The organism is Nostoc sp. UCD121, from assembly GCF_014222285.1.
GTDB lineage: Bacteria > Cyanobacteriota > Cyanobacteriia > Cyanobacteriales > Nostocaceae > Nostoc.
Map to the genome: position 1 here is coordinate 1 of NZ_JACKZS010000241.1, position 10,605 is coordinate 10,605.

7 protein-coding genes and 1 pseudogene are annotated in these 10,605 nt (G+C 41.7%); 4 read left to right on the forward strand and 4 right to left on the reverse strand.

Going from position 1 to position 10,605, the window contains the following annotated elements; all coding sequences use genetic code 11:
- The 3 genes and pseudogenes from GNF10_RS31390 to GNF10_RS31400 all read right to left on the reverse strand — a co-directional run.
- Positions 1-714: pseudogene (locus tag GNF10_RS31390) on the reverse strand (aspartate carbamoyltransferase); the annotation flags it as partial.
- Between the two features lie 106 nt (positions 715-820).
- Positions 821-2,173 (reverse strand): magnesium transporter, encoded by a 1,353-nt coding sequence (gene mgtE, locus GNF10_RS31395; protein WP_185581697.1) that lies wholly within the window; start codon positions 2,171-2,173, stop codon positions 821-823.
- Positions 2,174-2,715: 542 nt separating this feature from the next.
- A complete protein-coding gene (locus tag GNF10_RS31400) occupies positions 2,716-3,867 on the reverse strand; it encodes a glycosyltransferase (RefSeq protein ID WP_185593031.1) in 1,152 nt (383 codons plus the stop codon).
- Between the two features lie 756 nt (positions 3,868-4,623).
- Here GNF10_RS31400 and GNF10_RS31405 point away from each other — a divergent pair.
- Together GNF10_RS31405 and GNF10_RS31410 are read left to right on the forward strand one after the other, a co-directional pair.
- Positions 4,624-7,830: a glycoside hydrolase family 15 protein gene (locus GNF10_RS31405; protein ID WP_185581838.1), complete on the forward strand. Its 3,207-nt coding sequence runs from the start codon at positions 4,624-4,626 to the stop codon at positions 7,828-7,830.
- A gap of 31 nt (positions 7,831-7,861) precedes the next feature.
- Complete coding sequence (locus GNF10_RS31410; protein ID WP_185581839.1) at positions 7,862-8,239, forward strand: GxxExxY protein; 378 nt, start codon at positions 7,862-7,864, stop codon at positions 8,237-8,239.
- Between the two features lie 116 nt (positions 8,240-8,355).
- On the opposite strand, the gene GNF10_RS31415 is transcribed toward GNF10_RS31410, so the two are convergent.
- A complete protein-coding gene (locus GNF10_RS31415) occupies positions 8,356-8,670 on the reverse strand; it encodes a YkvA family protein (RefSeq protein WP_185581840.1) in 315 nt (104 codons plus the stop codon).
- Positions 8,671-9,035: 365 nt separating this feature from the next.
- Between GNF10_RS31415 and GNF10_RS31420 the strand changes: the two genes are divergently transcribed.
- Both GNF10_RS31420 and GNF10_RS31425 read left to right on the forward strand, forming a co-directional pair.
- Positions 9,036-9,764, forward strand: coding sequence for a MotA/TolQ/ExbB proton channel family protein (locus tag GNF10_RS31420; protein WP_185581841.1), 729 nt, complete (start codon positions 9,036-9,038; stop codon positions 9,762-9,764).
- A 40-nt stretch (positions 9,765-9,804) separates the two neighbouring features.
- A complete protein-coding gene (locus tag GNF10_RS31425) occupies positions 9,805-10,485 on the forward strand; it encodes a biopolymer transporter ExbD (protein WP_185581842.1) in 681 nt (226 codons plus the stop codon).
- The last annotated feature ends 120 nt before the right edge of the window (positions 10,486-10,605 follow it).

Genomic DNA, 10,605 nt, shown 5'->3' on the forward strand with positions numbered 1-10,605 from the left:
GGAGTGGGGAGTGGGGGATGAGGAGATAATAAACTCCTGATTTTTGACTTCTGCTTCTTCTAAGATGTACTCGGCAAATAATTTGGGTAAGAGGGTGGGTGGGGCTGCTAGATGCACTTCGGCACCACTGGCGATTAAACTCCAAATATTCGATCGCGCCACGCGAGAATGAAGAATATCTCCAACAATGGCAATCTTTTTCCCCTTTAAAAGTTCCAGTCGGGGACTAGCTGGGTCAATTAGAGTAGTTATGGTAAATAAATCTAGCAGTGCTTGGGAAGGATGCTCATGTTGACCATCACCAGCATTAAGAACACTAACTCGTACACCTAAACGATCCATTTCAGCCGCGATCGCATTTGGTACTCCTGCCTCTCGATGGCGGACTACCATAATATCAGTTCCCATAGCCAAATAAGTCTTCGCCGTGTCGAGAATTGTTTCTCCCTTAGTCATCGAAGATGTAGCGGCGGCAAAGTTGAGCGTATCTGCACTTAAACGTTTCGCCGCGAGTTCAAAACTGCTGCGAGTCCGGGTAGAAGATTCAAAAAATAAATTCGCCACCACCTGTCCCTGCAAAGTTGGCACTTTTTTCGTCCGCCGCGATAGCACCTCTTGAAAAGAAGCCGCAGTTTGCAAAACTGTATCGTATTCAGTGGTGGTGAAGTCGGCTAGGGAAAGAATGTGATGACGATTCCAGGTGGTAGTAGGCATATTTGAGGACTGGGGACTGGGGACTGGTGATTGGGAACTGGAGGACTGGGGGAGATAAGGGAGAAATAATCAATGCCCAATGCCCAATGCCCCATTCCCAATCCTTTCAAGTTGGTAAATGGAAAACGTTTAAAGCTAGAGAAATTAGGCTGAGGAACGTTAAAAATCCAATTGTATCTAGCATTGTAGTCACTAACGGGCCACTAACCAAAGCAGGATCAAGCTTCAGACGTGTCAAGGCCATTGGTAGTAAAGTGCCGAGCGTAACAGCCACAATTGTATTAGTTGCCATTACCATGCCAGCAATTAAAGCCACCCATCGTTCTTGGGGCCGCGCCCAAATTAAGGAAAGCAGGATCATCGTTGTGGCTAAAGCGAGGGCTGTACCTAAACCAGCTAGAAGTTCCTTACGGAGAATTTTCAAGGTATCTTTGGGTGTTACCTCGCCTACTCCTAAGCCGCGAATTGTCACCGTTAATGATTGAATACCAACAGTGCCACCAGTGTTAGAAAAAATCGGCATGATGACTGCTAAAACTGGCACTGCGGCAATTACAGATTGAAAAGGCGCGATCGCACTGGCTGCACCGATATACATAGCCATGATGCCCAACAGCCAAGGCAAGCGGTTGCAGATGGTGAGTAGGGGAGAGGATAAAGCCGCTTCATCACCACTCACACCCGCCAGTTTTTGAATATCTTCTGTGGCTTCCTCTTCCAAAATATCCATGACATCATCAATGGTGACGATGCCAACCAATCGGTCTTCCCGATCAACTACGGGGATAGCGATTAAGTCGTAGCGCTGCATGATTCGCGCCACTTCTTCTTGAGGAGTTTCAGTTCTAACTTTGATGACGCGATCGCTAGAAATATCTTTGATGAAAACATCGGGAAAGGTAAACAGCAACTGGCGCAGTGAAACTACTCTCACCAGCGTCCGGTTGTCATCGGTGACGTAGGCGTAGTAAATCGACTCTTTGTCTTCATCCTGACGGCGGATTTTACTTAGGGCTTCACCTACAGTTAATCCTTGCCGCAACCGAACATATTCGGTTGTCATCACCCGTCCAGCAGTGCCTTCTGGATAACCGAGAATCGTTGCTGTTGCTTGCCTTTGTTCTGGACTCAGTTCTTGCAATAGCCGTTTAATTACCCCAGCAGGTAATTCATCAAACAATTCTGCCCGTTCGTCGGGACTCATTGCTTCTACAAGTTGCACTACTTGGACATCATGGAGAGAATTAATTAGTTCTTCCTGCACCTCTGTAGGCAGATATTCAAATACATCGATTGCCTGACCTTTGTTGAGTAAACGGAATGCGATCGCGCGTTGTTGTTCAGGCAATTGTGTAATGTAATCTCCCACATCCACAGGTTGCAAGCGATTCAAATCCCATTTCAACTGATTTAAATCGGTAGTATCAGTCAGCAAATCACGAATATCTTGTGTGAGCATGAGATATATCTCCTAAGTCTCCCCCGCGCTGGGAGACTTCCTCGCCAGCTCAGAGGAGGTTGATACTGCCATCTGGTGGACTATTGCCCATAAAATTTCAACAATTCAATATCGATATCTAAATTAAGGCATTGCTAGTCATCATCCTAACCCGGAATCGCACTCTCAGGTAGATACTGAGGATTTTTTGTAATTTTAGTAGCTTTATATTTATCTTTTTAGATTACTAGCCTGATTTTTAGGGAATTATTCTGTAATCATAGTAAGTTTTGCTACTGATATAATTTGTGATAACTGGCGATCGCTAATAACTGGAGTTTAGATTAAATAAATGACAAAGTGACTCAGGATCGCTGAGTCACAAGCTTTGCACCCCAAAATTAAAAAATCAAAGGTTTAAGCAGATTGTGGCATTTGTTTTTTTGGCTTTTTAGTGCTTTTTTTGGCAGTTGGATAACGAATTCTACGAGTGCGAGTTTGACCTTCTGTAAATAGGCATCAAAAAATTTCTGCTCATTAACAAATGCTTAATGTTTAGTAATCTAAATTGAGATACTCTTACTTGACTCTCGTTTACTGATTACTAAATCATAAATAGCTTCTAACTTGACAGTTTGCTTCCGAATATCAAAATTTTCGCAAATAAATTCTCGTCCTTTTATACCCATCTTTTTAGCTAAAGCACGGTCAGACAATAGAATATCTAATTTCTCCGCAAGAGCTTGATCATCTTTTTCATCAACTAAAAAGCCAGTTTCTCCATCTAAAACAGCATCAGGAATAGCGCTATGCCAGGTAGAAACTATTGGTAAACTAGAAGCGGCAGCTTCCAATATTGAAAGCGGTAAACCTTCACTATCACCGTTTTTTGCTGTTTGACTGGGTAGAGAAAATACTTCTGCACCTCGCATCATTTTTTGAATGACTTCATAAGGTTTTGCGCCCATAAAATTTACTCTATTACTAATACCAAGCTCATCTGCTAGAACCTTGAATTTTTCAGTCATGATGCCACTTCCAATTTGGATAAGTGACACATTTGGATGCTTACTGGCAATCCGGGCAAAGGCTTTTAATAGAGTATCAATTCCTTTCTTTTCAGTATGTCTGCCTACACACAAAATATATCTTTCATCTTTTGGTTCGCTTACTAAGGCAAACTTGTCTAAATCTACACCACTATTTAGTTTAATGATTTTATCTTCTGGATAACCATATTCAATCATCTTTTTATACAAGAAACTAGAAAAAGCAATAAATTTAGATGCTTTTTGTTTTAGTTCTTCTTCATGCAAAAGAAATTGATAGAATGCTGGATTACCTGACAGCCACATAGCTCGACGTGAAACTGTGATATCAAAACCGTAAAATGTAACGAGGAAAGGAATATTTAATTTTTCTGCCAATCGCATTGCATAAATACCATCTGGGCCAAAATGTCCATGAATTAATTTTAGACTTCTTAATTCACTCTCTTTTCCAAACACATTTGGTGAAGCAGTAATTACATGAAATAATTGCTTAATATTCCATAAATCATTATTACTAATAGCAATACCTTCAAAAGGAATCTCTTCTAATATTTTACAAGTAAGAAATAAAGGTTTGTATCTTTGTAAATTATGGGCTTGCTCTCCAATAAAAGTTTCTGATACTCTCGGATAAGCTCGACGATACATCCCAACTGTTTTCATTGTGTTACTCCTATTTTAAGATTAATATTCCTGTCTATAAAACGGTAAGTACCTAATTTCTTCAAAACAGCACTAATCTATAACAATCCCAATTGTTAGTTTTTTCAAATTAATATCTAGTCTAAATCTAGGCTTCTAGCTAGATTTTTACGATGCTTGCGGTTTTTGCTAGGGTACGAAACTAACAAAATATAGTTTGTAAAAGGCTGAACAGACGTATTTAATGTTAATGCACGAAATAATTCATTTGTACAGTGCATAAGTCCTATTTTTTATCAAACCTTATTGCCTTGAGGATGGCCTCCCTTTCTTTAGTGCAATTAGAGGGTGAATATTTTACATAAACACACTAATCTTAAAACATATCTACATTAAAATTATATTTATTTAATATTTTTTTGTAAAAAAATGATTTACTTTATACCAGCATAAGCATAACCTCGGAGTAATGATTTAGTTTAGACTAGCATAAGCTCATCCTTCGGAGTTAGACACTTTTGATTTTTTGACATCATCCCACCACTGAATCAGTGGTAGATTCTCAAGATCACTCTTGAGAATTCCTCTTTCTACGGCTCGACTTAACTTGGAGGAATTTTTCCACCCACGCAGAGATCGATATTTCCAGAGACGATTAATGTTCCTATATACCCTACGGTACGGAATCCTATCTCAATACCCCATTCCCCATAGCCCAAGTGCAGGAAACCCACTCCTTTAAGGAGCCGAATTCTGCAAGTAGTTCTAAACTAAACCATGAAAACATCTACCAAATTGCTAACTCGCCTAGACTATTACTACCAGCAAATCAAAACGATTATCCTGACTCGCCAGAATCCGATTACTGGCTTATTACCTGCAAGCACAGCGATTACAGCTCACGGTGATTATACAGATGCCTGGGTACGAGACAACGTTTACAGCATTTTGGCAGTTTGGGGTTTAGGACTTGCATACCGCAAGATTGACGAAGACAAAGGACGCACCTATGAACTAGAACACAGTGTCATTAAATTGATGCGCGGATTATTGTTTGCAATGATGCGACAGGCTCATAAAGTAGAGACATTTAAACATACTCAGTCGCTACTAGATGGACTGCACGCTAAATACAATACCGCGACTGGTGACATTGTTGTTGGTGATGACGAATGGGGACATTTGCAACTTGATGCCACATCTATATTTTTGCTGATATTGGCGCAAATGACGGCTGCGGGATTGCCAATAATTTACACCATTGATGAAGTAAATTTCGTCCAAAATTTAGTTTACTACATTGGACGAGCTTACCGCACACCGGATTACGGCATTTGGGAACGCGGTAATAAAATTAATCGTGGTAATGCTGAGTTAAATGCCAGTTCCGTAGGTATGGCAAAAGCTGCTTTAGAAGCTATCAACGGACTGGATTTGTTTGGTGTGCGTGGTAGTCAAGCATCGGTAATTCATGTGCTACCAGATGAAATCGCCCGCGCCCGGATTACCCTAGAATCCTTATTACCGAGGGAATCGGGTTCCAAAGAAATTGATGCGGCGCTGTTAAGTATTATTAGTTATCCTGCCTTTGCAGTGGAAGATTTGGAGCTACGCGATCGCACTTTAAACGATATTATCAATAAACTCGCAGGTAAATATGGCTGCAAACGCTTTTTGCGTGATGGACACCAGACGGTTTTAGAAGATAATCAGCGCTTGCACTACGAACCGTGGGAACTCAAGCAATTTGAGCATATTGAATGCGAATGGCCGTTATTTTTCACTTATTTAGTTTTGGATGGATTATTTTGCGGTGAGCAAGAACAAGTTAAAAAATACCAAGAACTTTTAGAATCATTACTTATAGAACAAGATGGTTTGCGTTTACTGCCAGAACTATATTATGTCCCATCTAAAAACATAGAAGCAGAAAAGTTAGCACCCCAAACGCAACCACGTTTACCCAATGAAAATATCCCTTTGGTGTGGGCGCAGAGTTTATATTTTCTTAGCCAAATGTTGAGTGAAGGGTTACTAGCAGTTGGTGATATCGACCCTTTGGGAAGACATTTGTGTGTGGGAAAACAGCGCGAATCGTTGGTACAAATTGCTTTATTAGCAGAAGATGAAGATTTACAGAAAAAACTAGAAGTTCACGGTATTGAAACACAAACGCCTACCCAAGTAGAACCGATTCAGGTGAGAAAAGCTGGAGAATTCTCAGCTATTTATACCCAAATTGGTCGTAACGATAAACTTGGTTTAACTGGGCGGCCAGTGCGACGGCTGCGGAGTTTAACAACATCTAGAATCTTTCGGATTAGCGGTGAAACAATTGTATTTTTGCCTTCATTTTCAGATTCTCAACAGTTTTACTTAACCCTTGATTACCATTTTCTACTAGATCAAATTAGAAGCGAACTAGCTTACATCCAAAAATATTGGAGCGATTTAGGTCGTCCTACTTTGACTTTAATGTTGACGCACACCATGTTAGAAAGTGGTTCGGAAGCATTACTAGAACTGATGCAAGAACTAAAAGATGGTGTTTGTAACGGTGTGCGGGTGAAATTAGGGCGGCTAAATCAGCTAATGCTGACGGCTGGAATCCAAAGAATTGATTTTCTTCCTAATGCAGAATTCTCGCGATCGCCAGTGAGAAATGCTGGCCCACGTTGCTATTATTTGGCTTATCATCCTGAGAAAAACTGGCGCTTAGGGCATACTCAAGAATTTCAGATGGAGTATGAAACCAATTTCGGATTATTACTTTCTTCTTTGCGTGCTTCAGAGAATATCTACGAACAAATTGAGTTACTGCAAACTTTAACTCGCTTGCAAGGCATGAACTTTGATACGGGGTATGGCGGCCCAGGATATCCTGTAACCGTAGCCGATTTACTCGATGAAGTGTATACCAAAGCTGGAGATTTAGGTATTTGGGCAGTGGTACGTCGGGCTGCGGGGTTAAGGCAAATGGTTGATATCAGCCTCTCAGATGCAGTGACAAGTATTTTGGTGCGAGGTAAGCAAATTGCTGTGGGTAAAGCTTACAGTGAAGCGTCCTTGATTAGCGTACCCATGTCACATGATGAAATTGCCGATAAAATTAATCATTTTTGTCGTGAGGATATCCGCGATCGCGTCCTAACTCAAGAGATTTTAATCTATCTTGGTATCTTAATTCGCTCAGAATCCGAACTATTCCAGGGACTACTCACGCTGAGAGTCGGCTATCTCATCTTATTGATCACCAGCGAACTAGCGCGGGAATTACACGTTACTCAAGATGAAGCTTACGATTACTTAATGCAACTTTCACCCTTTGAAGTCAAAATGCGCTTGCGTCAGGTACTGACTGGATATACTGGCATGAGTAACCTGTTGCGTCAGCAAGAATCACTACACGTCAAGCAAAAAGAAAGTGATATTGCTTGGGTGGTTTTACCAGGAATCGCTGAAGAAATAGAAGTCCCACCAGGTGGTTGGCGGCGGTTTCGTCAAGCCGAGGGTGCGACGGGACGCGTACCAAACGACTTTTTCAAGCAGGTTTGGCTATTAATGCAACATTGCAAGGGTCTAGTAATTGGGGATAAACTAGAGCGCCGCAATCGTTTAGATAGTGAGATAATGTTGTCCGAGATGACAGCAGGGGAAAGAAATTTTGCTCTCTTGGTTGAGCATTTGCTGAATAAAATCGAAGCTCCAGAATACCGCCAAGTTAATATTGAAGCATTAATCGAATTAGGAGCGATCGCAGCTAATAATCCCAAGCTGCAAATCGAAGAATATATTGTGTTAGATGTGTTGATTGGACACGCGGTGCGATTGGCATGGCTAGAAAATCATAGTCAACGCAGCGATCGCTATGATGAGGATAAGGCGAGTGCGTGGCGATCGTTTTACAATACTTCTCCTAGAGATTGCGCTAGTTATATTTTGAAGGCATTTAGGTTCTTGACGGAATTTGTGAAGGATTTTTAAACGCAGAGGGGCGCAAAGGGAAACGCAGAGGATGAGAGAGAATGAGTTGAGTGGGGTGATTATTGGTTGTGCGATGAGGGTGCATACTGCTTTGGGGCCTGGTTTGTTAGAGTCGGCTTATGAGGAGTGTTTGAATTATGAGTTGAACAAAGCCGGGTTGAATGTTGGCAAGCAAATTCCATTGCCTTTAGTTTACCAAGATGTGCAATTGGAATGCGTTTATCGATTAGATTTGATAGTCGAAAACAAAGTAATTGTAGAGATTAAATCTGTAGAATCTTTCCACCCGATTCACTCAGTTCAACTTCTAACCTATCTCAAACTAGCAAACTGCAAACTAGGTCTTCTCCTCAACTTTAACGTCCTCCACCTCAAAGAAGGCATCAAACGCGTAGCCAACAACCTCTAACTCCCCCTCTGACTCCCTCTTAATCCTTCGCGAACCTCTGCGTTTCCCTCCGCGCCCCTTTGCGTTAAAAAAAAATATCCCCCACCTCAAATTCCAAAAGCAGGGGTTTTATTAAACTACTTAACAGAAACAGCATCAACATCAATAGTGCTTGCACTTGAGGTAGAACCCTCAGTAGTATTAGGCACTTCAGTACCCACATCACCCTTACGAGCCTTCCAGCCCTCAATTACTAGCCCAGACACCTCAGAAACTAGCAGAGTTAAAAGAAAAACATCATCAATCTGTCCCACAACAGGTATAAAATCTGGGAGAACATCAAATGGGCTGACCAAATAGACCAACGTTCCTAAAATAACCCACCAACGGTACTTGGGGTTACGCAGCACATCGCGATACCAGGTGTAAAGTGATTGGATTGAAAATTTCATATTTTGAACCTCCGATTATCTTTAATTTTGACAAATAATCCTAAAAATTCCCGGTGCGAATAACCGCCCTAGTTAGTCGGGAAGACGCTACTCGTAATCTGTCATCAAAAACCTATTTTGTAATTATCCATAAGAGTTTAATACCGCAAGGGTTTGACAAATTAGACAGTGATTGTATTAATTCGGGATTATGGCAACCCAGCAGCAAGTTTGTCCACCAGTCTAAGTGCAACACCCCATGCTTACACTATCTTTTTAGCTTTTCGAGAAATTTATATTTTGGAAGTCCCTCATTTTGCATTAATCTCTAGAATTAAAATGCCTTAGCACATTTGCTCTAGTCATGGAGGGAGGAAACTTAAACAGTGGATATTTTAGATTTATTTTATAAGGGCGGGCCAGCGATGTGGCCTTTACTTGTCCTCTCGATTCTATCTTTGAGTGTGATTTTTGAGCGTCTGTGGTTCTGGTTGCGAATTTTGACTCAGGAAAAGCAAATAGTTGATCGCATTCTGGATGCAGCTCAGGATAATTGGCAAGAAGCTGCTGAAATTGCCAAACAAGCAAGCCATCAACCTGTCGGGCGTTTTCTCTATGCCCCCTTACGTTTTGCAAAAACTGATGTGGAAACCTTTCGACTAGCACTTGAGGCTACAGCAGAAGATGAATTGGCTGGAATGCGGCGGGGCGAAAAGCTTTTAGAGGCTGTGATTGCCCTCGCGCCCCTGCTGGGATTATTGGGTACAGTTCTGGGTCTAATCCAGTCTCTGCGCTCAATTCGGATTGGCGATTTGGGAACTGAATCTACCGCCGGGGTGACTACTGGTATTGGTGAATCTTTAATTAGTACGGCAACTGGGTTAATAGTTGCCATTATTAGCTTGGTATTTTATCGCCTATTTCAAAGTTTTGTAGTCAACCAAGTCAAAGTTTTTCGGAAAGCAGGGAATGAGATGGAATTACTCTACCGCCAGTCCCCCCCTGATTTTAGTAATATTACATCACCAATTGTCCGGGAAAATTTCACTCCACCCCGCAAGCCAGGAAAGACTAGGTTGCCTGAACCTCCTGAACCCCCGAATTTACCTAATTAGTCAAGAATTAAACCCCCAAGCAGGCGATTAAATTGAGAAAATGAAAGTTAATCTACATACCCCAATTGAAGAAGTCCAAATTCAAATCATCCCTTTAATTGATGTCGTTTTTTGTATCCTGACGTTTTTTTTGTTAGCGGCTTTACAATTTACACGGCAACAGGCAATAAATGTTGATTTGCCCAAAGCCAGCCCTAGTACAGTATCTGCAATAACATCACAGAGCGGAAGTCTGATTGTAACTATCGATGCCGTTGGTAATACTTACATAGAAAAACAGCCTGTAAAACGCGACGATTTGGGAGCGAGGCTAAAACAGTATCTTCAAGGAAACCCCAGTGCTATTGTGGTGCTAAATGCTTCGCGGACAGCAACTTATAATGATGTGATTGAGACATTGGATTTGCTACGGCAAGTAGGAGGCGATCGCGTTTCTTTAGGAATTATTCCTGGCCCATCTCAACCACCCACAAACTCACTCAACCAACCTAATATTCCCTCTTTCCCAGTCAATCCTGGTATAGCACCAGTTCCAGGCATTAATCCAGAAGGGAATATTACCCCTAAATTTCCCTTAGCACCTAATTCCGTACCCTTACCTGGTGTAAGTCAGCCTCCAACCGGGCAAGGCATCAGTCCTATAAATCCTGGTATTTCCAACCCACCAGAATCCCAAGCCCCTGTAGCACCCAAACAAACGCAATCACCTCTTAAAAGATGAAATAAATAAGGGTATGGGGCATGGGGCATTGGGCATTGGGCATAAAGAAGAGACAAGGAAGAGGGGGGAGACAAGAGAGAGACTTGTTCAATAATTCCCCCTTGTCCTCCCCTTGTCCCC

Excerpts from the sequence above, each read along its gene's own strand:
- mgtE (WP_185581697.1), bottom strand. The coding sequence starts at position 2,173 with ATGCTCACACAAGATATTCGTGATTTGCTGACTGATACTACCGATTTA.
- GNF10_RS31405 (WP_185581838.1), top strand. The coding sequence starts at position 4,624 with ATGAAAACATCTACCAAATTGCTAACTCGCCTAGACTATTACTACCAG.
- GNF10_RS31410 (WP_185581839.1), top strand. The coding sequence starts at position 7,862 with ATGAGAGAGAATGAGTTGAGTGGGGTGATTATTGGTTGTGCGATGAGG.
- GNF10_RS31425 (WP_185581842.1), top strand. The coding sequence starts at position 9,805 with ATGAAAGTTAATCTACATACCCCAATTGAAGAAGTCCAAATTCAAATC.
- GNF10_RS31415 (WP_185581840.1), bottom strand. The coding sequence starts at position 8,670 with ATGAAATTTTCAATCCAATCACTTTACACCTGGTATCGCGATGTGCTG.
- GNF10_RS31400 (WP_185593031.1), bottom strand. The coding sequence starts at position 3,867 with ATGAAAACAGTTGGGATGTATCGTCGAGCTTATCCGAGAGTATCAGAA.